General features: G+C 64.8%; 19 protein-coding genes. 8 read left to right on the forward strand and 11 right to left on the reverse strand.

Annotated features, from left to right (window positions below):
• The first annotated feature begins 30 nt into the window (after positions 1 to 30).
• Positions 31 to 993 (forward strand): TraB/GumN family protein, encoded by a 963-nt coding sequence (locus ABQZ00_RS07615; RefSeq protein WP_323537436.1) that lies wholly within the window; start codon positions 31 to 33, stop codon positions 991 to 993.
• A 47-nt stretch (positions 994 to 1,040) separates the two neighbouring features.
• Here ABQZ00_RS07615 and phaR read toward each other — a convergent pair whose 3' ends face one another.
• From phaR to gluQRS, 3 genes are all read right to left on the reverse strand, one after another.
• Positions 1,041 to 1,616 (reverse strand): polyhydroxyalkanoate synthesis repressor PhaR, encoded by a 576-nt coding sequence (gene phaR, locus ABQZ00_RS07620; protein ID WP_005994381.1) that lies wholly within the window; start codon positions 1,614 to 1,616, stop codon positions 1,041 to 1,043.
• 159 nt (positions 1,617 to 1,775) lie between these two features.
• Complete coding sequence (locus ABQZ00_RS07625) at positions 1,776 to 2,516, reverse strand: beta-ketoacyl-ACP reductase (protein ID WP_055851936.1); 741 nt, start codon at positions 2,514 to 2,516, stop codon at positions 1,776 to 1,778.
• An 86-nt stretch (positions 2,517 to 2,602) separates the two neighbouring features.
• A complete protein-coding gene (gene gluQRS / locus ABQZ00_RS07630) occupies positions 2,603 to 3,502 on the reverse strand; it encodes a tRNA glutamyl-Q(34) synthetase GluQRS (RefSeq protein ID WP_323537185.1) in 900 nt (299 codons plus the stop codon).
• A 97-nt stretch (positions 3,503 to 3,599) separates the two neighbouring features.
• Here gluQRS and htpX point away from each other — a divergent pair, with 97 nt between their 5' ends.
• Positions 3,600 to 4,478 carry a protease HtpX gene (htpX, locus tag ABQZ00_RS07635; protein ID WP_323537184.1) on the forward strand — a complete coding sequence of 293 codons (879 nt, stop codon included), beginning with the start codon at positions 3,600 to 3,602 and terminating at the stop codon, positions 4,476 to 4,478.
• A gap of 227 nt (positions 4,479 to 4,705) precedes the next feature.
• Here the strand turns inward: htpX and ABQZ00_RS07640 are convergent, their stop codons facing one another.
• From ABQZ00_RS07640 to ABQZ00_RS07655, 4 genes are all read right to left on the reverse strand, one after another.
• Positions 4,706 to 6,775 carry a GGDEF/EAL domain-containing response regulator gene (locus ABQZ00_RS07640; RefSeq protein WP_115514532.1) on the reverse strand — a complete coding sequence of 690 codons (2,070 nt, stop codon included), beginning with the start codon at positions 6,773 to 6,775 and terminating at the stop codon, positions 4,706 to 4,708.
• Between the two features lie 117 nt (positions 6,776 to 6,892).
• Positions 6,893 to 8,074, reverse strand: a complete 1,182-nt coding sequence (locus tag ABQZ00_RS07645; protein WP_323537183.1) for a BaiN/RdsA family NAD(P)/FAD-dependent oxidoreductase — start codon at positions 8,072 to 8,074, stop codon at positions 6,893 to 6,895.
• Positions 8,071 to 8,619 (reverse strand): YaeQ family protein, encoded by a 549-nt coding sequence (locus ABQZ00_RS07650; protein ID WP_323526310.1) that lies wholly within the window; start codon positions 8,617 to 8,619, stop codon positions 8,071 to 8,073. Before ABQZ00_RS07650 ends, ABQZ00_RS07645 begins: the two co-directional genes overlap by 4 nt.
• A 56-nt stretch (positions 8,620 to 8,675) precedes the next feature.
• Positions 8,676 to 9,161, reverse strand: coding sequence for a YaiI/YqxD family protein (locus ABQZ00_RS07655; protein ID WP_115513182.1), 486 nt, complete (start codon positions 9,159 to 9,161; stop codon positions 8,676 to 8,678).
• 268 nt (positions 9,162 to 9,429) lie between these two features.
• Here ABQZ00_RS07655 and ABQZ00_RS07660 point away from each other — a divergent pair, with 268 nt between their 5' ends.
• Positions 9,430 to 9,645, forward strand: coding sequence for a cold-shock protein (locus ABQZ00_RS07660; RefSeq protein WP_005923176.1), 216 nt, complete (start codon positions 9,430 to 9,432; stop codon positions 9,643 to 9,645).
• 383 nt (positions 9,646 to 10,028) lie between these two features.
• A complete protein-coding gene (locus tag ABQZ00_RS07665; RefSeq protein ID WP_323537182.1) occupies positions 10,029 to 10,727 on the forward strand; it encodes a glutathione S-transferase family protein in 699 nt (232 codons plus the stop codon).
• 109 nt (positions 10,728 to 10,836) lie between these two features.
• Here the strand turns inward: ABQZ00_RS07665 and ABQZ00_RS07670 are convergent, their stop codons facing one another.
• Entirely contained in the window at positions 10,837 to 11,712 is an 876-nt protein-coding gene (locus ABQZ00_RS07670; protein ID WP_055851966.1) for an alpha/beta hydrolase, read from the reverse strand.
• Positions 11,713 to 11,992: 280 nt separating this feature from the next.
• Here ABQZ00_RS07670 and ABQZ00_RS07675 point away from each other — a divergent pair, with 280 nt between their 5' ends.
• Both ABQZ00_RS07675 and ABQZ00_RS07680 read left to right on the forward strand, forming a co-directional pair.
• Positions 11,993 to 13,549, forward strand: coding sequence for a protein adenylyltransferase SelO (locus tag ABQZ00_RS07675; protein WP_323537181.1), 1,557 nt, complete (start codon positions 11,993 to 11,995; stop codon positions 13,547 to 13,549).
• Between the two features lie 92 nt (positions 13,550 to 13,641).
• Positions 13,642 to 14,202 carry an adenine phosphoribosyltransferase gene (locus ABQZ00_RS07680; protein ID WP_115513178.1) on the forward strand — a complete coding sequence of 187 codons (561 nt, stop codon included), beginning with the start codon at positions 13,642 to 13,644 and terminating at the stop codon, positions 14,200 to 14,202.
• A gap of 355 nt (positions 14,203 to 14,557) precedes the next feature.
• On the opposite strand, the gene dbpA is transcribed toward ABQZ00_RS07680, so the two are convergent.
• A complete protein-coding gene (gene dbpA, locus ABQZ00_RS07685) occupies positions 14,558 to 15,934 on the reverse strand; it encodes an ATP-dependent RNA helicase DbpA (RefSeq protein ID WP_115513177.1) in 1,377 nt (458 codons plus the stop codon).
• Between the two features lie 108 nt (positions 15,935 to 16,042).
• Between dbpA and ABQZ00_RS07690 the strand changes: the two genes are divergently transcribed.
• Positions 16,043 to 17,938 carry an ATP-binding cassette domain-containing protein gene (locus tag ABQZ00_RS07690; RefSeq protein ID WP_323537180.1) on the forward strand — a complete coding sequence of 632 codons (1,896 nt, stop codon included), beginning with the start codon at positions 16,043 to 16,045 and terminating at the stop codon, positions 17,936 to 17,938.
• 190 nt (positions 17,939 to 18,128) lie between these two features.
• Here the strand turns inward: ABQZ00_RS07690 and ABQZ00_RS07695 are convergent, their stop codons facing one another.
• Together ABQZ00_RS07695 and ABQZ00_RS07700 are read right to left on the reverse strand one after the other, a co-directional pair.
• Positions 18,129 to 18,554, reverse strand: a complete 426-nt coding sequence (locus ABQZ00_RS07695; protein WP_115527929.1) for a barstar family protein — start codon at positions 18,552 to 18,554, stop codon at positions 18,129 to 18,131.
• Positions 18,551 to 18,991, reverse strand: a complete 441-nt coding sequence (locus ABQZ00_RS07700; protein ID WP_323537179.1) for a ribonuclease — start codon at positions 18,989 to 18,991, stop codon at positions 18,551 to 18,553. The genes ABQZ00_RS07695 and ABQZ00_RS07700 overlap by 4 nt, the downstream gene beginning before the upstream one ends.
• A 263-nt stretch (positions 18,992 to 19,254) precedes the next feature.
• On the opposite strand from ABQZ00_RS07700, the gene ABQZ00_RS07705 reads away from it, so the two are divergent.
• Complete coding sequence (locus tag ABQZ00_RS07705; protein WP_323522665.1) at positions 19,255 to 19,866, forward strand: superoxide dismutase; 612 nt, start codon at positions 19,255 to 19,257, stop codon at positions 19,864 to 19,866.
• The last annotated feature ends 191 nt before the right edge of the window (positions 19,867 to 20,057 follow it).

The raw sequence follows: 20,057 nt of genomic DNA on the forward strand, positions 1-20,057 counted from the left end.
GATGAGGTGGATATGGTGAACGTTGATGCGATGACGGTGCGCCTGCGCGCGCGCGTTGCCGCCTGGTGCAGTGGCGCGCTGATCGGCCTGGCGCTGTGGAGCGGGGCGGCCGCACCGGCCTGGGCGCGCGGTGCCAACGACGCACCTGCCAGCCCGCCGGTGCCGCTGTTGTGGAAAGTCGACGGCAAGGGCGGCACGCTCTATCTGCTGGGCTCGTTCCACGTGCTCAAGCCCAGCGACTATCCGCTGTCGCCGGATGTGATGCAGGCATTCGCCAAGGCCGACCGTCTGCTGTTCGAGCTGCCGCCGTCGGATGCGCAATCGCCGCAGCTGGCCAGCCGCATGCTGCAGGTGGCACGACGCACCGATGGCCGCACCCTGCAGGACGTGCTGGACGCAAAGACCTGGCAGGCGCTCAGTGCCTACGCGCGCAAGTACCGCATGTCGATCGATGCCCTGCAGTCGCTCAAACCCTGGTTTGTCGCACTGTCGATCAGCCTGGCCGAGATGAGCCGGCAAGGCATGGACCCGAACGCGGGTCTGGACCATTACCTGATGGCTCAGGCGCAGGCCAAGGGCAAGCCTGCCGATGGCCTGGAGCGCGCCGAAGAACAGATCGCCCTGCTGGATGGCATGTCGCCCACCGAGCAGCATCAGCTGCTGGAAGAAGCGCTGGACGAAGCCGATACCACCGATCAGCTGCGTCGGCTGCATGCGGCGTGGCGCAATGGCGACGTGCACACGCTTTCCACGCAGATGGCCGAAGACATGCGCCGCCAGTACCCGGCGCTGTATCAGGACATCAACGTCGAACGCAATGCGCGCTGGGTGCCGCGGCTGGAAAAACAGCTGGGCAAGGGCAGTGGAACCACCCTGGTCGTGGTGGGCGCCCTGCATCTGTTGGGGACTGACGGTGTGGTGGAGCGCCTGCGTGCGCGCGGCTACCACGTAGAGCGGATCTGCTCGGCCTGCGCGGAGCAGGCCGGCCGCTGACTGCTCGCGCCTCCAGCCCATCAGGCTGGCAGGCGCGAGCAGTGCTGTCATCCGCGGTTGCGGGCCTTGCCGGTGGTACCGGTATGGCTATTCGACGCACCGTGCGTGCCGGTGCCCATCGGGCCGCTACCCATGCTGCCGGCGCCAGGCGGGGTCGGCGGTGTGCCAGGGCCACCCGGACGACCAAAACCGGCGCCGAAGTTGCGCTGAAATTCCTGCCACAACTCCAGGTTGCGCTCGGTCAGCTGGTTCATCATCGCCCAGGGGGTTTGCCCGAGCAGGTTGCCCATCTGCTGGCGGAACTGCTGCTGCTGGTCCAGGAACACCTGCATGCTGCGCTCCAGGTAGTTACCCATGAAGCCCTGCAGCGAATCTCCGTAGAAACGGATGATCTGACTCAGCAACTGGGTGGAGAGCATCGGCTCGCCGTCCTGTTCTCGGTCGGCAATGATCTGCAACAAGACGGCACGACTTAAATCTTCGCCACTCTTGGCATCGCGGACTTCGAACTCTTCGCCGTCGATGATCAACTGGCGCACATCTTCGATGGTGATATAGCTGGAAATCTCGGTGTCGTAGAGACGGCGATTGGGATACTTCTTGATGATGCGAAGTCCGGCCATGGAACGTTCACTCACACTGATAGTGCGCGCAGGATGGCGCAGCGCAGCAGCGGTTGCAACAGTCAGAAGGCCTTATTTGCTTAAGCGGACACATTAAAAATGTTGCGCAGCATGGTTTTTGATCCAAATCCATGCTGCACCGCAAAGTTGCAGCAAACGTTACCAGCCCATGTGGTGCCCGCCGTTGATGTCCAGATTGGACCCGGTAATCCAAGCGGCCTCTTCCGCCACCAGAAACGCCACGGCATAGGCGATCTCTTCCGGACGTCCCAGCCGGCCGGTTGGGATGTCGGCCACGATCTTGGCGCGCACCTCTTCCGGTACCGCCATCACCATGTCGGTGGCCACGTAACCGGGCGAGACCGTGTTGACCGTGACCCCGAACGCGGCATTTTCGCGCGCCAGTGAAATGGTGAAGCCGTGCATGCCGGCCTTGGCGGCTGCGTAGTTGGCCTGGCCGTACTGGCCCTTGAGCCCGTTGATGGAACTGATCTGAATCACCCGGCCCCAGCCGCGCTTGCGCATGCCTTCGATCACCGGGCGGGTGACGTTGAACACCGAGTTGAGGTTGGTGTTGATGACGTCGTGCCATTGCTCGGCAGTCATGCGGTGGAAGGTGGTATCGCGGGTGATGCCGGCGTTGTTGACCAGGACCTCGATCGGCCCCAGCGACGCTTCCACCTCCTCGACCAGTGCACGCGCATGCTCGGACGACGCCACATCGCCGCGGAACAGGGCAAATGCGTAGCCCTGTGCCTGCATGCGCTGCTGCCAGTCGCGCGCCTTTTCCTCGTTGCGGAAGTTGCTGGCCACCTTGTGGCCCTGGTCGGCCAGACGCTTGCAGATGGCGGTACCGATACCGCCGGTGCCGCCGGTGACCAATGCGACGCGAGATGTCATGACGACTCCATTAAGCAGGTAAGTCCGGGGGCGATCAGGGTGCCGGCGCAGGCGCCGCACCCGGATGCCGATGCTGGGTCGCAATTCTAGTCACGCCGGGGCTGCGATGCGCGCCCATCGCTGCCCAGGGCGCAGGTGCGCGGTAGCAGGTCGGGCGAAAAATGCTGCACGGCGTGCTGCAGCAGCGTGTCGATATCCGCACGCGGCGGCAGGGCGGACGCCGCCTGGCCCAGGGCCTGCCAGGCGGCACGCAGCGCAGGTAGCGGGTCGGCGTCGTCCAGTGCGGGCGCACCATGCGATTTGGACAGCTTGCGGCCATCGGCATCCAGGATCAGCGGCAGATGCAGATAGCGCGGCTGCGCCAGGTCCAGGGCGCGCTGCAGCAGGAGTTGGCGCGGGGTGGAGTCGAGCAGGTCGGCGCCGCGCACAACATCGGTGATGCCTTGCAGTGCATCGTCCACCACCACCGCCAACTGGTACGCCCAATAGCCATCGGCACGGCGCAGCACCACATCGCCGACGTCGGCGTACACGTCCTGCCGCACATGGCCTTGTAAGGCATCGTCGAAGCCGACCGGTGCCTGGGGCGGCACCCGCAGTCGTACCGCGCGCCGGTCGCCCAGCGGCGCCACGCAGGCGTGGTGGATGCCGCCCATCTCGGCCAGATCGGCACGGCTGCAGCTGCATTCGAACGCCAGCCCGGCCTCCAGCAGTGCGGCGATTGCGCCGGTGTAATGCGCATCTCGGTCGGATTGCCGGATCACTGGCAGGTCCGAGATCAGCCCGAACGCGGCCAGGCTGCGCAGCTGGCGTTCGGACGCGCCTGCCTCAGCGCGTGGCGGGTCGATGTCCTCGATACGCACGCACCACTGCCCACCGGCATGGCGAGCGAGCAACCAGCTGCCGAACGCCGCCAACAGGGAGCCGAAGTGCAGGGGGCCGGTCGGGGAGGGCGCGAAGCGGCCGCGGTAGAGAGGCAATGGCATAGACAGCTGAATCGTCGGTCAGGTGCTTGCTTGATTTCAAGTCGCGACGGCCGCAAATCCGCAACAGTTCACCCTGCATCAGTGGAGCAAGCGCGTCATGTTCAACCGCATTTTCCTGTTCCTGCTGACCAACCTGGCGGTGTTGTTCCTCGCCAGCATTGTGATGTCGGTCTTGGGCGTCAATTCCGCGCAGATGAGCGGCTTGCTGGTGATGGGCGCCATCTTCGGTTTCGGCGGCGCGTTCATTTCTTTGCTGCTGTCCAAATTCATGGCCAAGCGCAGCACCGGTGCGCAGGTCATCACCGAGCCGCGCACCCCGACAGAGCGGTGGTTGCTGGAGACGGTACGGCGTCAGGCGCAGGCCGCCGGCATCGGCATGCCGGAAGTGGCGGTCTACGAGGGCCCGGAAATCAATGCCTTCGCAACCGGCGCCAATCGCAACAATGCCCTGGTCGCGGTCTCCACCGGCCTGCTGCAGAGCATGAGCCAGGACGAGGCCGAAGCGGTGCTGGGCCACGAAATCGCCCACGTTGCCAACGGCGACATGGTGACCATGGCGCTGTTGCAAGGCGTGTTGAATACCTTCGTGATCGTGTTGGCGCGAGTGGTCGGCGGCATCATCGACAGCACCTTGTCGGGCAGCCGCGAGGGCGGCCGTGGCTTTGCCTACTACATCATCGTGTTCGCGCTGGAGATGGTGTTGGGCATGTTCGCGACCATGATTGCAATGTGGTTCTCGCGCCGGCGCGAGTTTCGCGCCGATGCCGGTGGCGCGCAGCTGGCCGGGCGCAACAAGATGATCGCCGCGCTGGAGCGGCTGTCGCTCAACCACGGCCAGAGCACCTTGCCCTCGCAGGTCCAGGCGTTCGGTATCTCCGGTGGGGTGGGCAATGGCTTGCGTCGCCTGTTCCTCAGCCACCCGCCGCTGACCGAGCGCCTTGCCGCGTTGCGTGCGGCCAATGGCGCTGCACTGTAAGCGGCACTCGAGATCGCGGCGGCTCCGTGTGATGCGGAAGGTGCTGCCGTCATCATCATCGATCATTGGTGCAACGGCCACATGAGCGCACCGCCCATGCTCAACGAAGCGGTGCCTGCTGCATCGCCTGGTCGGAAGCCGGTCGACTGCGTATCGGCTTGAAAGACAACAAAAAACCCGCGCATTGCGGGTTTTTTGTTGTCCTGCGTGACCGGCTTTCGGTTGGATTAGCCGAATTCGTAGTTCATCAGCGGGCCGGTCGGTGCGACAAAATCGCCTTGCACATAATCCACTCCGGCACTGAAGAAGCTGCTCATCGACTGCGCATCGGCGACGAATTCGGCCACGGTCAAAATGCCGGCCGGCTGCGCGCGCGAGGTGATTTCGCGGATCTTCTCCTGGCTTTCGCGGGCGGAGGCCACTTCGCCGGTGATGCCGCGGTCCAGCTTGAGGAAGGCCGGCTGGAAATGCGCGAGCAGCTGGAACGAGTCCAGGCCCGAACCGAACTGCTCCAGCCCGACCTTGCAGCCCATCGCAGACACTGCCGCCAGAAACTGCTGGGCATTGCGCAAATGCGTAAACACCTTCGATTCCGGCGTCTGCAACCACAAGCGCTCGCCCGGCACGCCGTACACCGCCAACTGCTCGCGGATGGTGTCGATCATCTGCGGGTCGGAGAACGAGTTCGGCCCGACACGCACCAGCAGGTGCGTTTTGTGCCCCGCACGTTGCCGTTCACCGAGCTGACGGATGGCGCGGGCCACCACCCAGCGGTCGATTTCGGTGACCAGGTCGTGCTCTTCGGCAATGGCCATGAAGGCATTCGGCGACATCATCTCGCCATTGCGATCCAGGCGCAGGAACGCCTGATACAGCTCCAGCGGCTCGCCCTGCAGATTGAGCACCGGCTGGTAATGCAGCAGGAAACCATCGCCAACCAACGCCTCGCGCAGCTGCTCCACCCAGCGTTCGATGCGTTCTTCCTCGGCGCGGTCGGAGGCGGCCGGGTCGTAGATGCTCACCGCGTTGCCGCCAAGTTCGGCGGTGGTGCGCACCGCCTCGGTCCCGCGATTGAGCACCTGGCCGATGCTGGCGATCTTTTCGCCGATCTGCACGCCGCCGATGCTCACCGTGACCGTGGCCGAGCGCGAACCGACGCTGAAAACATGCTGCGCGAACGCATCGCGTACCGTTTCCGCCAGCGCGTGGGAGCGTGCGTAGTTGCCGTCCAGCAACAGGGCAAAGCTGTGCTCGCCGAAGCGCGCCGCCACCACGCTTTCATCGACGATACCGGCCACATGCGCGGCCATCGCGGCGATCAGGGCGTCGGCCGAGTCCAGGCCGATCTCGGGAAGGATGCGCGCATAGTGATCCGGCTCGATCAGCAGAAAGCCGGATTGGCCTTCGCTGCGGCCGGCGCGCGCCACCGCTTGTTCCAGCGCTACCATGAAGGTGGGACGATTGAGCAGGCCGGTGACCTGATCGCGCTGGCGCAGGTCTTCGACCTCGCGCGCCAGTTCCGGGTCGAATTCCTCGCGGCGGCGGAACACCACCTGGATGCACGGCTCGCCTTCGTAGGTGGCGGTGGCAAATTCCATCGTCGCCGGGAAGGTGTCGCCTTCCAGTCGGCGCGCGTCGACCTTGTACTGCGCCGGCGGCGGCTCGCCCTTGGCCATCGCCTTGAGCAATTGCTTGAAGTCGTCGACGTACTGCGCGGCAATCATGTCCAGCAGCGACACGCCTTCGACATCATCGAACGACTCGAAACCGAACATTTCCAGATACGCCTCATTGGCGCGGATATGCATGCCTTCGTGCACGTAGGCAATGGGGTCGCGCGAGGAGGCGATCAGTGCATCGCAGCGGCGCTCGGTTTCGCGCATCTGCGCTTCGATGCGACGCAGGCCGCGACGCGCCTGCAGGTCGGCCCATTCCGAACGCACCAGGGAGAGTAGGTGTTCGGGACGGTGGCGCAGCACGATGGCGCGGATGCCGTGCGCAGCGGCCTCGACCAATGCATTTTCTTCGATGCGCTCGGCCAGCAGGATGATCGGAATGTCCTTGCCGCTGCCGGCGATCTGCTGCTGCAGAGCGCTCATCGGAATCTGCAGCGCTTGCCCATGCAGGGCCAGATCGATCTGGCCGGCAAGCATGCTGGCGAGCTCTTCCGGAGATTGCGGGCGCGAAGGCCGCACCGCGATGCCGCCGTTGCGCAGCGCCGTCACGATCGCCTCCGCACGCTCGACACTGTCGTCGACGATCATCAGGCGGAGGGTGAGATCTTTACCTCTTTGCATGCGCAACTCCCTGGCGACGGGCTTTAATACACGAAGGTCATCGGCTGCGTCCATGTCTGTGGACAAAGCCGCATCCGGTGTGAGACTTGGGCCACGCTTCCGCGCGATGAAGAGGGATCAGGCCACGCTGCCGGCGGCATGTCCCGATGCCCAGGCCCACTGAAAGTTGTACCCACCCAGCCAGCCGGTGACATCCAGCACTTCGCCGACGAAGTACAGGCCAGTCGCCAGCCGCGACTCCATGGTCGCACTTGAGACCTGATCGGTATCGACTCCGCCCAGCGTTACTTCAGCGGTGCGGTAACCCTCGGTTCCGCTGGCAATCAGCGGGAAGGCGGAAAGCAGGTCGGCCGCGCTCTGCAGCTGCGGTGGATCCAGCTGACGCACCGGTTTGTCCGGCAACCACGCTTCGCACAGGCGCTGCGCAAAGCGTCGCGGCATCACATCGCCCAGCACATTGCGCAGCTCGGTGGCTCCGCGTTGCTGCTTCTGCTCGCGCAGCCATGCGACTGCGTCTTGCCCCGGCAGCAGGTCGAGCCGCAAGTCGTCGCCAGGTTGCCAATAGGACGAGATCTGCAGGATCGCCGGCCCGCTCACGCCGCGGTGGGTGAGCAGCATGAAGTTGCGGAAACTGACCCCGTTGCAGTGCGCCTCCACCGGCAGCGCGAGGCCGGACAAGTCCTGCAGACGTTCCTGATGCTTGCCGCTCAGGGTGAGTGGCACCAGCCCGGCGCGCGTCGGCAGCAGCGCATGGCCGAATTGCTTGGCCAGGGTGTAGCCGAAGCCGCTGGCGCCCATGCTGGGAATCGACAGCCCGCCGGTGGCGACGATCAGCGATTGCGCCTGCACGCGCCCCAAGGTGGTGTCGAGCGTGAAGCCGTCGCTGTCGCGGCGGACCGAACGCACCTCGCATTGGGTGTGAATCTGCACCCCGGCTGCCTCGCACTCGTCCAGCAACAGCCGCACGATCTGCTTGGATGAGGTATCGCAGAACAGCTGGCCCAGCTCTTTCTCGTGATAGGCGATGCCGTGACGCTCGACCAGCTCCACGAAATCGCCCGGGCTGTAGCGCGCCAGCGCAGACTTGCAGAAATGGCGGTTGGCGGAAATGAAATTGCCCGGCGTGGTGCCGGTATTGGTGAAATTGCAGCGCCCGCCGCCGGACATCAGGATTTTCTTGCCGACCTTGTTGGCGTGGTCCAGCACCAGCACCTGACGGCCGCGCCGGCCGGCGGTGAAGGCGCTCATCAGGCCGGCAGCCCCGGCGCCGATGACCAGCACGTCGCAACGCATGCTCATTCGACCGGCGCTTGCCGCACCATCGGGGTCAGGGTGACGCTGCCGTGGTCGGCCAGCATCTGCACTTCGCCGTCCTGGATGATCACGTCAAAACGCATGCCGCGCTGGATCAGCGCCCCCAGGGCCTCGGTGGCCTGCGACTCCAGTTCGATCACGCGCAGGTTGCTGTGCCGGCCCATGGCGTTGGCGTGTTTCTTCCACCAGGTTTCGGTGGCCTGACCGCCGTAGCCAATCACCACCGCTTCACGCGAACGGTTGCAGGCCTTGCGTACGCGGCTCTCGTCGGGCTGGCCGAGGTCGATCCATAGATCCGGATCGCCGGTGTAGTCGCGCCGCCACAGGTCGGGCTCGTCGTCGTTGCTGAGGCCGCGGCCAAATTCCAGGCGGTCGTCGGCGAACAAGGCGAACGCGAGCAGCCGCACCATCAGGCGCTCGTCGGTTTCGGAAGGATGTTGGGCCAGGGTCAGCGGATGGTTGGCGTAGTAGCCGCGGTCCATGTCGCTGATCTGAAGTTCCGCCCTACGGACGGTGGCGGTGAGAGCCATCAGGATGCCGATTGCAAAGGGCGCTCATGATACGCGCCCGTTCCAGCTGCGGCGCGTCAGGTCGGCGTGCGCGGTTGCGCGGCCAGCCAGCGGTCCAGCTGGGCAGCGAAGGCCTGGCGATCGCGTGCGTGCAGTGCCGGCGGCCCGCCGGTCGCGATGCCTGCACCGCGCAACTCCTCCATGAAGCCACGGACCGACAGGCGCTCCTTGATGGTGTTGCTGGTGAACGCTTCGCCGCGCAGGCCGACCGCCGTAGCACCGGCTTCCAGCGCGCGTGCGGCCAGCGGAATGTCCTGGGTCACCACCAGGTCGCCTGCGGCCACCCGTTCGGCGATCGCGTCGTCGGCCGCGTCCGGGCCGCCAGGCACCTGCAAGGCGCGGACATGGGACAGGGACGGCGTGCTGAGATAGTGATTGGCGACCAGCGTCACGGCGGTGCCGGTGCGCGCAGCGGCGCGGAACAGGATGTCGCGGATCACCGCGGGGCAGGCGTCGGCATCGACCCAGATCTGCGCGCGTGTCGGTGTTTGAGGCGTATTCATCGCACTATTGTGGATGGGGAGGGACCTGACAGACAGTCGGATTTGGCCTGACTGCAAAAGATTTGACGCGAGGTGTCGCTTTTTGCCGAAAACACGAGTACTGTGCACGCACTGTGTTTGCAAGGGTCACCGTGAATCGTGGCCTGATGCAGCCGGATCGTTACAGATCTCGCTTCATCGTTCCGCTTTACCAACGCCTGCAACTCAGTCTCAGCTCCGGCTTTTCGGACGCTGCGATTTATCAATCTATAGTTCAGGAGTTAGTAAAATGTCAGATGCATCACGTCAGAGCGGTACCGTGAAGTGGTTCAACGATGCCAAGGGCTTCGGCTTCATCACCCCGGAAAGCGGCCCGGACCTGTTCGTGCACTTCCGTGCCATCCAGGGCACCGGCTTCAAGTCGCTGCAGGAAGGCCAGAAGGTCACCTTCGTCGCCGTGCAGGGCCAGAAGGGCATGCAGGCTGACCAGGTGCAGGCGGTCTAATCCGTCTGCAACCTTAGGGTTGCCAAAAACGCTGGTCGCGAAAGCGACCGGCGTTTTTTATTGTCGGCGTTTTTATTATCCCTTAGTGACCCTGCGCCGGTGTGGTCGTGTGTGTCTCCACGCCACGGCTGGTCTGCATCCAGTTCGTGCCTGTCCGGTGTTCGATCTGCCGAGTTTCCCGGTCTTCCTGCCGCTTCCAGTCATCTAACCACGTTAGTGGCCAGCCTGCCTCTGCGGCGGTTGCTCACCGCAGGCGTTGTGTGGGGCGATACGCGAGAACGATCAAGCGACAGACCGACGATTGCTCGGCGGGCGGCAGTGCTTGCGCGCGGTAATGACGTCCAGGTGGGTAGGATGGCGTTTTCCGTGTGCGGCCGCTTGCCATGATCACTGTTCACCACCTCAATAACTCCCGTTCGCAGCGCGTGCTGTGGCTGCTCGAAGAGTTGGCGCTGCCCTATCAGATCGTGCGCCATGAGCGCGATGCCAAGACCATGTTGGCCCCAGCAGAGTTGCGCGCGATCCACCCGCTGGGCAAGTCGCCGGTCATTGTCGATGGCGGCCTGACCATCGCCGAGTCGGGCGCCATTCTCGAGTATCTGACCGAGCGCTACGACACCGAATGCGCACTGTCGCCGCCTGCGCGGCCGATCGACTCCCCGGAGCGTCAGCAGTTCCGTTACTGGATGCACTACGCCGAAGGCTCGGCCATGCCGCCGCTGTTGATGACGTTGATCTTCGGTCGCATCCGTAGCGCGCCGATGCCGTTCTTCGCCAAACCCATTGCGCGTGCCATCGTGGACAAGGCGATGTCGGGTTTTGTCGGACCGCAGGTGAAGTTGCATCTGGACTGGATGGAGCAGTCGCTGCAGACCAACGCCTGGTTTGCCGGCGAGCGCTTTACCGCTGCTGATATCCAGATGAGTTTCCCGGCCCAGGCTGCGGCGGCACGGGGTGGCGGGCTGGAGAACTATCCGCGCTTGCGCGCGTTTCTGGAACGGATCGAGGCGCGCCCCGCGTATCAGGCTGCATTGAAGAAAGGTGGTCCATACGCGCTGATGGGACGCAACAACAACGACTGAGGTTGGAGATGACAACGGCGTGGCTTCGGCAGCCATGCCGCTGTTAGATCACCGGCCAATGACGGAGCTGCCAGCCGCACACTCGCTCATCATGCTCGCCAGCCCAGCCTTAGCGCGCTTTGCACTGGCGAAGAAACTGCACGGTGTCGCGAAGTTCCGGCGAATCGGCCGGCGGCTTGCGGAAGGCGAGCACCAGGCCCATGTGGCCGACGCCTGGATAAAACTTGACCTGCACGTTTTCTCCCTTGCTGCGCATGGCTTCGGCCAGCGCAACGCTGTTTTGTGGCTCGACGATGCGGTCGGCGTCGCCGTGCAACAGCAGCATCGGCGGTTCGTTGCCGTCGACGTAGAGCACCGGTTGCGACTTGGCCTGATCGGCTGACGAGGTGCCGAAGATCTCGACAATTTCGGGATCGGTCATCGGAGCAAAATCATAGGGCCCGGCCAGGCCGACAAAGCCGCACAACTGCTGCGGTTGCAAGCCTTGCGCTTGCAGCCAGCTGCGATCGGTCGCCAGCAGCCCGGCGATGTGGGCGCCGGCCGAGTGCCCCATCACCGCTAGCCGCGTGGGGTCGCCGCCGTACGCATGCGCGTGACGATAGCTCCAGGCGGTTGCGCTGGCAGCGTCGGCCATGAACCCTTGCAGCCCCACCTGCGGGAACTTGCGGTAGTCGGCCACCATCGCGACGACACCTTGACGGGCCAGTGCGCGGCCCATCCAGCGATAATTGGCGCGCTTGCCGTGTTTCCAGGTGCCGCCATAGAAAAACACCACCACCGGCGCGTCCACCACGCCGCGTGGCTGGTAGACGTCCAGTGCCAGACCATGTTCGGGATCGAAGACCTGGTTGGGATGTTCGACGACGCCATCGCGGCTGGAGGCGGCATTGATGCCACCGAAGAACACGCTGCTGCAGGCCGTCAGGCTGAGCGAGCCGAGCAGCAGGAGGGCGGGACGGATCCAGCGGAATGCGCGAAGAGGCATGGGCGATGTCGGTCAGAAAGGGGCGTGAGTCGGTCGGGTACGAAGGAGTGGTGCGCGCTGGATCGCGTGTACGTCCATCGGCAGCGATGTCCGCCAATTGCGCATTGCATCGGCGGCCGTGTGGCGATTGCGACGCGTATTAGCGGTGATCTGTTGTCGCCAGCATGTGCAGGAGGAGCTCGCTTGGTGTCGGTATGCGAAGTGAAGATACGCTGCGCACGCGCGCCCGGATGCGGGGTGGCCCATGTCAAGTTCACCGTCGGTGGCCTAGTCTTGCGGCATGACAACGCTGCACTTTGATAATCGCCTGCGCCAACAGTTGCCCGGCGACCCAGAAAACGGTTCGCGCCGTCGCGAGGTCAGCGCCGCCTGGTCGTCGGTGCTGCCGACCCCGGTTGCTGCGCCGCGCGTGGTCGCCTATTCGGCAGAGATGGCGCAGGCCCTCGGGTTGGACGCGGCCGAGATTGCGAGTGCGCGCTTTGCCGAGGTCTTTGGTGGCAATAGCCTGTATCCGGGCATGCAGCCATGGGCTGTCAATTACGGCGGTCACCAGTTCGGCCATTGGGCTGGCCAATTGGGCGACGGCAGGGCGATTTCCCTGGGCGAAGCGATCGGTGTGGATGGCGGGCGTTACGAGTTGCAGCTCAAGGGCGCCGGCCCGACGCCGTATTCGCGCGGTGCCGATGGCCGGGCAGTGCTGCGGTCGTCGATTCGCGAATTCCTGTGCAGCGAAGCGATGCACCATCTCGGCGTGCCGACCACGCGTGCGTTGAGCCTGCTGACCACCGGCGATGCAGTGGTGCGCGACATGTTCTACGACGGCCGGCCGCAGCGGGAGCCTGGGGCGATTGTGTGCCGGGTGGCGCCGTCGTTCATTCGCTTCGGCAATTTCGAATTGCCGAGTGCGCGCGGCGACCTCGCCCTGTTACGGCAATGGGTGGAGTTCACCATCACGCGCGATTTCCCGGAACTGGACGGCAGTGGCGAGGCGCTCTATGCGGCGTGGTTCGCGCAGGTCTGCGAACGCACTGCGGTGATGGTGGCGCACTGGATGCGGGTGGGCTTCGTGCACGGGGTGATGAATACCGACAACATGTCGATTCTGGGCCTGACCATCGATTATGGCCCGTATGGGTGGATAGACGATTACGACCCGGACTGGACCCCGAACACCACCGATGCGCAGGGTCGCCGCTATCGCTTCGGCACCCAGCCGCAGGTGGCGTACTGGAATCTGGGCCGCCTGGCGCAGGCGCTGGCGCCGCTGTTCGCCGACGCCGCACCCCTGCAGCAGGGGCTGGACCGGTTTCGCGACACCTATCTGGCGTGCGACCGCAACGACGCCGCTGCCAAGTTAGGGCTGGCCGAGTGCCGCGACGAGGACCTGCAACTGCTCGATGCGCTGCGCGATCTGATGCGCGAGGCGGAAATGGACATGACGCTGACCTTCCGCGCGTTGATCGACCTCACGCCTGAGCAGCCCGACCCGCAGCTGCTGCACGAGGCGTTCTACGACGAACACAAGCGCCTGGCCACTGCGCCGCAGCTGCACGACTGGTTACAGCGTTACGCCGCTCGGCTGCAGCAGGACAGCTTGTCGCCGGAGCAGCGGCGCGAGCGGATGCGCCTGGCCAACCCGCGCTACGTGCTGCGCAATTACCTGGCGCAGCAGGCGATCGACAAAGCCGAGCAGGGCGACCCATCGGGCGTGCAGGAAGTACTGGAGATCATGCGCCGGCCGTATGACGACCAACCAGGTAACGCTGCGTTTGCTGCCCGCCGGCCGGAGTGGGCGCGCGATCGCGCCGGGTGTTCGATGCTGTCCTGCAGTTCCTGACGCGCTCAGACGCACGGATGCCATAAATGCCGCGTCAAGCGCTGCGCAGCCTAGAATAGGGCGGTCCCCACTGGCAACGACGCCATCCCACCATGACAGACTGCACCCGCTGCGCCGGCACCAACTCCTCCGGCCCCAATCACTGGTCGGAACGGATTCGCGACATCGGCGATTTCCCCAAGCCGGGCATCGTCTTCAAGGACATCACGCCGCTGCTGTCCGATGGCCCGGATTTCGCTTCTGCGCTGGATGAGATGGCGCAGCCCTGGCGCACCACGCCGCTGGACGCGGTGCTGGGCATCGAAGCGCGCGGCTTCATCCTGGGCGCGGCCTTGGCGCGCGAACTGCGTACCGGGTTCGTGCCGGTCCGCAAGCCGGGCAAGCTGCCGGGGCGCACCCTGATCCAGGAATATGCCCTGGAATACGGCACCGATCGCATCGAAATGCACGAAGACGCATTGCCACGCGGCGCGCGTGTGCTGATTGTCGACGACGTGCTGGCCACCGGCGGCACGTTGCGTGCTGCGCTGAGCCTGGCCGCACAGCTGGAGCTGGAAATCGTCGGCGCGGCGGTGCTCGTCGAGCTGAAAGCATTGCAGGGCCGCGCGAAGTGGGTCAACGATGTGCCGCTGCTGGCGACCTTGGCTTACTGAGGTCGACCGCCTGACCTAGCGCGCTTGCCAGTAGATAGGCGCGGTGGGTGTTCGGAGTGCGCTTGCCAGCAGGCAGGCGCAATGGCCCTCGGGGTGCACCGCGAATGCGTCTGCATCGCAGCTCTCGGCCATGCTCTGGTGCCTGCCCAGAACTGCGCGCTACCGGTTGTTGGCCGCGCCAAATCGTGTATCGCGGCAGTCAATGCTACGAGCAAGTGCACGCATCGGCGTAGCGCCAGCAAGGCCTCGCATGCGGCCGGCATTGCACCGGCCGCCTTATCTGTTGCGTGAGACTCGCTGAACTCGGCCAACGCCGCATCCAGGTTCATGCGCTCGCGCAGGCTGTGACCGTTGCTTAGAGCTTGCTGACCCGGAACCGGCGTCCCTTGATCTTGCCCGCGTGCAGATGCGCCAACGCCTTGGCGACGTGCGCGCGCGCGATGGCGACGTAGGAGCGGGTGGGGTAGATGGCGATCTTGCCGATGGCCGCGCCCGACAGGCCGGCTTCACCGGTGAGCGCGCCCAGGATGTCGCCGGCACGCAGCTTGTCGGTCTTGCCGCCGTCGATCCGCAATGTGGTCATCGCCGCCTGCGGCAGCTGCGCCGGGCGCGCGGTCGCCAACGGTGCACGCGACCACTTCAGCGGCTGGCCCTGTTCGGCTTCCAGCGCCTGCGCGCGCGCTGTTTCGCGTGAGGCCACCAGGCTGAGCGCAAGTCCACGCTTGCCGGCGCGGGCGGTGCGGCCGATGCGGTGTCGGTAGGTTTCGGTATCGGTGGGTAGCTCGTAATTGACCACGGCCGCCAGGTCTTCCACGTCCAGCCCGCGTGCGGCCACGTCGCTGGCCACCAGTACGTTGCAGCTGCGGTTGACGAAGCGCACCAGCACTTCATCGCGGTCGCGCTGTTCCATGTCGCCATGCAGCGCGAGTGCGGAGAAACCGAACTCCTGCAGCGAGCCGGCCACTTCATCCACTTCCTTGCGGGTATTGCAGAACACCACGCTAGATTCGGGATTGAAGCGCAGCAGCAGGCCGGCGACGGCCTTCTGCCGATAGGTCGGGTCGACCTCGAAGAACTGCTGATCGATTTCGGGCGCGTTGTCGGCGCCTTCGACGGTGATTTCGATCGGGTCCTTCAGGATCTCGCGCGCCAGTGTGCGGATGATGTCCGGGAAGGTGGCCGAAAACAGCAGGCTCTGGCGATGTTTGTCGCAGCGGCTGGCGATTTCGCGGATGGGTTCTTCGAACCCCATGTCGAGCATGCGGTCGGCTTCGTCCAGCACCAGCGTGCGCACGCCGCCCAGATGCAGCGCGCGCTTGCGGGCCAGTTCCTGGATGCGCCCGGGCGTGCCGACCACCACTTGCGGGTCGTGCGCTTCCAGCGAGGCCAGCTGCGGGCCCAGCGGCATGCCGCCGGTGAGCACCACCAGCTTCATGTTGGGGATGCCGGTGGCCAGCTTGCGCAGCTGCTTGCCGACCTGGTCGGCCAGTTCGCGGGTGGGGCAGAGCACCAGCGCCTGCGCACGGGTCAAGGCAGGATCGAGCTTCTGCAGCAGGCCCAGCCCGAACGCGGCGGTCTTGCCGCTACCGGTCGGCGCCTGGGCGATGACGTCCAGCCCCTGCAGGATCGGCGGCAGGCTCTGCGCCTGGATGGGAGTAAGGACGGTGTAGCCAAGGGCGTCGATGCCGGGGGCCAGGGCCGGCGACAGCGGCAGCGCGGAGAATTCGTTCATGGCGCATTTTAGCCGGGAATCGGGAGTGGGAATCGGGAATCGCAAAGGTAGTGGCTGCGGCTTTTTCCATTCCCGATTCACCATTCCCGATTCCCGTACAATTGGCGCATGCCTTTAATCACTCTGCAAAGCGTCGACTACAGCGTCGGCGGCCCCTTGTTGCTGGAAAAAACCGACCTCACGATCGAGCCGGGCGAGCGTATCGCCCTGATCGGCCGCAACGGCGCCGGCAAATCGACCTTGATGAAACTGATCGCCGGCGAGCTCAAGCCCGACGACGGCGAAGTGCGCGTGCAGCAGGGCGTGCGCATCGCACGGCTGGAGCAGGAGGTGCCGCAGGGTACCGGCGGCAGCGTGTTCGACGTGGTGGCCGATGGCCTGGGCGAACTGGGTCACTGGCTGGCCGAGTTCCATCAGCTCAGCCATGCCGAAGTGTTCGATGCCGATGCATTTGGCAAGGTGCAGGCCAAGATCGACGCGGCCGATGGTTGGGCGCTGGATCAGCGCGTCACCGAGACCCTGACCAAGCTGGAACTGGACGGCGATGCGGAGTTTGCGCGCCTGTCCGGCGGCATGAAGCGCCGCGTGCTGCTGGCGCGCTCGCTGGTGTCCTCGCCGGATGTCCTGCTGCTGGACGAGCCAACCAACCATCTGGATATCGAAGCGATCGATTGGCTGGAGTCGTTCCTGAAGAACTGGAGCGGCAGCGTGCTGTTCGTGACCCATGACCGGCGCTTTCTGCGTGCGTTGGCGACCCGCATCGTCGAAATCGATCGTGGCCAGGTCACCAGCTGGCCGGGCGACTGGGCCAACTACGAGCGGCGTCGCGAAGAACGGCTCAATGCGCAGGCGCAGGAAAATGCGCGCTTCGACAAGATGCTGGCACAGGAAGAAGTCTGGATCCGCCAGGGCATCAAGGCGCGGCGTACCCGCGACGAAGGCCGTGTGCGACGTCTGGAATCGATGCGCAACGAGCGCGTGCAGCGTCGCGACCTGACCGGCAATGTGCGCATGGAAGTCTCGCAGGGCGAGTCGTCCGGCAAGAAGGTGATCGAGGCCAAGGAAGTCGGCTTTGCGTTCGGTGCGCGTACGATGGTCAAGGACTTTTCGACCATCATCCAGCGTGGCGATCGCATCGGTCTGATCGGCCCCAACGGCAGCGGCAAGACCACCTTGCTCAAGTTGTTGCTGGGCGATCTGCAGGCGCAGGAAGGCGAAATCCGCATCGGTACCAATCTGCAGATTGCGTATTTCGACCAGTACCGTTCGACCCTGCGCGAAGACTGGAGCGCCATCGAAAACGTGGCCGAAGGCCGCGATTTCCTGGAGATCAACGGCAAGCGCAAGCATGTGCATGCGTATCTGCAGGATTTCCTGTTCACCCCAGAGCGCGCACGCGCGCCGATCACGCGGCTATCCGGTGGCGAGCGCAATCGCCTGCTGCTGGCGCGGTTGTTTGCGCAGCCGTCCAACCTGCTGGTGATGGACGAACCGACCAACGATCTGGACGTGGAAACGCTCGAGCTGCTGGAAGAGTTGCTTGGCGAATACACCGGCACCTTGCTGCTGGTCAGCCATGACCGCGACTTCCTCGACAACGTGGTGACCTCGACGCTGGTGATGGAAGGCGATGGCCTGATCGGCGATTACGTCGGCGGTTATAGCGATTCGTTGCGTCAGCGGCGTACGCCGGCGACCAATGCGATGGCCGTCGCCAAGGCCTCGGCGACGGCTGTGGCGCCCACGCCCGTGGCGGTTGCGGTGCCAGCGGTAGATGCCGCGCCCAAACGCAAGCTCAGCTACAAGGATGCGCGCGAACTGGAGCAGTTGCCGGCCTTGATCGACAGCCTGGAGCAGCAGGTCGCAGCGCTCACCAATGCGATGAACGACCCGGCCTTCTATCAACGCGACAGCGCAGCGATGGCCGCGCATACCGCCGCGCTGGGAGATGCACAGGCGCAGCTGGATGCGGCGTTCGCGCGCTGGAGCGAGCTGGATAGTTGATTGCCGGACCGGCGCGCGACTGCGTGCCGGTCTTGTGGGTTGGTAGGCGCGGTAAATACGCATCGCTAGATGGGCGCGGCTTGCTTCGTGGTCCCATCAGTCTTCGACCGCTCTAACCCAACATTGCGTCATTTGCGGCGAAGACGTTGCCGCTATCGCAACAGCGTTCGGGAGGGTGTGTTAGCCGCTCTCAGTCGCAAGCACTCGCAGGCGCCACAAATGCTGCAAATGTGAGCCCGCGAGCGGCCCAGGCAGTGGCGGCTTCATCGAGAATATCCAGCAAGGTATCGCGCTCATTCGGCGCTGCCTGCGCCAATGCCTCGGCGCCGTCGATCAACAACGCATAGCCGCGCGGGGAGGGCAGCCAGGCCAGATCGCGCAGCGCATCGCTCAATGCATCCCAGTTGCGGCCGAAGCTGGCGGGGAAATCCAGTTGGGTGGCCAGGCGCATCAACAGCATGCGTTTGTCGCTGCAGGTGGCCAGATCCACGCGCAGGATGCGCAAGCCGGCATCGCGCGCCAGCGCTGCCATGGTGTCCAGATCGTCGGTGTCTGCCTGATAGACGCCAGATTGCTGCGGGTCGGACAGGTCCAGCGCAAAGTCGCCCGCGCTCATGGCGCCTGCTCCGGGGTCGGGCCCTTGAACGATTTGAAGGTTTGGTAATGATCGTCGCTGTAGTACCAGGTTTGCGGCGGGGTGCCGCCGGTGACGATGCGGCGTGCGCCGCGATCGGCGCTGCCGGGTGTGTCGACGGTGTATTCGCGGTAATAGCCGCGCGGATGCTCCGGTAGCCGGTGTTCGCGATTGCCGAACACGCCGCCATCCTGCGGATACGGAAACGGCCCGCCGCGCTGGATCAGGACGATGGTGGCCATCGCTTCGGTCGGCAGAAAGGCCGGCAAGTGCGGCACCTGACGCGCTGGCGGTGCTGCGGCGATCGGTGCGTTGAGCTGCGGCGCAAACTGCGGCTTGGGCGTCTGCAGCGTCCGCATGCCCCATAAGCCGGCAACGAGCAGCACGATGGCGACGATCAGCAAAGCGGGCTTGCGCATGAAGACGATCCGGAAGCGAAGAGTGTGCGGCAGAGCAAGTATGCCGCTGCGCGACTGTGTCGACTTTGAACGCGGCAGGGCGCCTTCGCGATTCACATCCAAGTAACCGGGGGCTGGTGCAAGGTGTGCAGCCAACAGGGCGCGGCACCCGATGCAATGGGATGAAGTTTCCCTGCCGCTGCCCTTGGTAAGCGCCGTCGGCGTCCTTACCATCTACCCCGCAACGCCCGGTCTTCGCCGGGCGGCAAGTCCAGGAGACACGCATGGCCTACACCCTTCCGCAGTTGCCCTACGCCTACGACGCGCTGGAACCGAACATCGATGCGCAGACGATGGAAATCCATCACAGCAAGCATCACCAGACCTACATCAACAACGTCAACGCGGCGCTGGAAGGGACCGAGTACGCCGACCTGCCGATCGACGAGTTGGTGTCCAAGCTGAAGAGCCTGCCGGAAAACCTGCAGGGCCCGGTGCGCAACAACGGTGGTGGCCACGCCAACCATTCGCTGTTCTGGACCGTGTTGTCGCCCAACGGCGGCGGCGAGCCCAAGGGCGAGGTCGCCAAGGCGATCGACAAGGACATCGGTGGTTTCGAGAAGTTCAAGGAAGCCTTCACCAAGGCTGCCGTCAGCCGCTTCGGCTCGGGCTGGGCATGGCTGAGCGTGACCCCGGACAAGAAGCTGGTGGTGGAAAGCACTGCCAACCAGGATAGCCCGCTGTTCGAAGGCAACACGCCGATTCTGGGCCTGGACGTGTGGGAACACGCCTACTACCTGAAGTATCAGAATCGCCGCCCGGAATACATCGGCGCGTTCTATAACGCGGTCAACTGGGACGAAGTCGAGCGCCGCTACCACGCTGCGATCGCCTGAGTCTTAAGCTGACGCTGTAACGCAAGAAGGCCGGGAGCGATCCCGGCCTTCTGCGTTTACTGCGGTCTGTCATGTAGGAGCGCACCTGGGCGCGAGGGGCCTTTTGCTGGGCGCTCGGTCGCGCCCGGGTGCGCTCCTACGATTGCGGGAGCGGCAATCAGAACCTGGCGTCGAACTTTCCTGGGTAGTCG

Origin of the sequence: Xanthomonas sp. WHRI 10204 (genome assembly GCF_040202875.1) — a bacterium.
GTDB lineage: Bacteria > Pseudomonadota > Gammaproteobacteria > Xanthomonadales > Xanthomonadaceae > Xanthomonas.

What these genes read in the sequence shown, in the direction of transcription:
- ABQZ00_RS07615 (WP_323537436.1), top strand. Translation starts at nt 31, where the DNA reads ATGACGGTGCGCCTGCGCGCGCGCGTTGCCGCCTGGTGCAGTGGCGCG.
- phaR (WP_005994381.1), bottom strand. Translation starts at nt 1,616, where the DNA reads ATGGCCGGACTTCGCATCATCAAGAAGTATCCCAATCGCCGTCTCTAC.
- ABQZ00_RS07625 (WP_055851936.1), bottom strand. Translation starts at nt 2,516, where the DNA reads ATGACATCTCGCGTCGCATTGGTCACCGGCGGCACCGGCGGTATCGGT.
- gluQRS (WP_323537185.1), bottom strand. Translation starts at nt 3,502, where the DNA reads ATGCCATTGCCTCTCTACCGCGGCCGCTTCGCGCCCTCCCCGACCGGC.
- htpX (WP_323537184.1), top strand. Translation starts at nt 3,600, where the DNA reads ATGTTCAACCGCATTTTCCTGTTCCTGCTGACCAACCTGGCGGTGTTG.
- ABQZ00_RS07640 (WP_115514532.1), bottom strand. Translation starts at nt 6,775, where the DNA reads ATGCAAAGAGGTAAAGATCTCACCCTCCGCCTGATGATCGTCGACGAC.
- ABQZ00_RS07645 (WP_323537183.1), bottom strand. Translation starts at nt 8,074, where the DNA reads ATGAGCATGCGTTGCGACGTGCTGGTCATCGGCGCCGGGGCTGCCGGC.
- ABQZ00_RS07650 (WP_323526310.1), bottom strand. Translation starts at nt 8,619, where the DNA reads ATGGCTCTCACCGCCACCGTCCGTAGGGCGGAACTTCAGATCAGCGAC.
- ABQZ00_RS07655 (WP_115513182.1), bottom strand. Translation starts at nt 9,161, where the DNA reads ATGAATACGCCTCAAACACCGACACGCGCGCAGATCTGGGTCGATGCC.
- ABQZ00_RS07660 (WP_005923176.1), top strand. Translation starts at nt 9,430, where the DNA reads ATGTCAGATGCATCACGTCAGAGCGGTACCGTGAAGTGGTTCAACGAT.
- ABQZ00_RS07665 (WP_323537182.1), top strand. Translation starts at nt 10,029, where the DNA reads ATGATCACTGTTCACCACCTCAATAACTCCCGTTCGCAGCGCGTGCTG.
- ABQZ00_RS07670 (WP_055851966.1), bottom strand. Translation starts at nt 11,712, where the DNA reads ATGCCTCTTCGCGCATTCCGCTGGATCCGTCCCGCCCTCCTGCTGCTC.
- ABQZ00_RS07675 (WP_323537181.1), top strand. Translation starts at nt 11,993, where the DNA reads ATGACAACGCTGCACTTTGATAATCGCCTGCGCCAACAGTTGCCCGGC.
- ABQZ00_RS07680 (WP_115513178.1), top strand. Translation starts at nt 13,642, where the DNA reads ATGACAGACTGCACCCGCTGCGCCGGCACCAACTCCTCCGGCCCCAAT.
- dbpA (WP_115513177.1), bottom strand. Translation starts at nt 15,934, where the DNA reads ATGAACGAATTCTCCGCGCTGCCGCTGTCGCCGGCCCTGGCCCCCGGC.
- ABQZ00_RS07690 (WP_323537180.1), top strand. Translation starts at nt 16,043, where the DNA reads ATGCCTTTAATCACTCTGCAAAGCGTCGACTACAGCGTCGGCGGCCCC.
- ABQZ00_RS07695 (WP_115527929.1), bottom strand. Translation starts at nt 18,554, where the DNA reads ATGAGCGCGGGCGACTTTGCGCTGGACCTGTCCGACCCGCAGCAATCT.
- ABQZ00_RS07700 (WP_323537179.1), bottom strand. Translation starts at nt 18,991, where the DNA reads ATGCGCAAGCCCGCTTTGCTGATCGTCGCCATCGTGCTGCTCGTTGCC.
- ABQZ00_RS07705 (WP_323522665.1), top strand. Translation starts at nt 19,255, where the DNA reads ATGGCCTACACCCTTCCGCAGTTGCCCTACGCCTACGACGCGCTGGAA.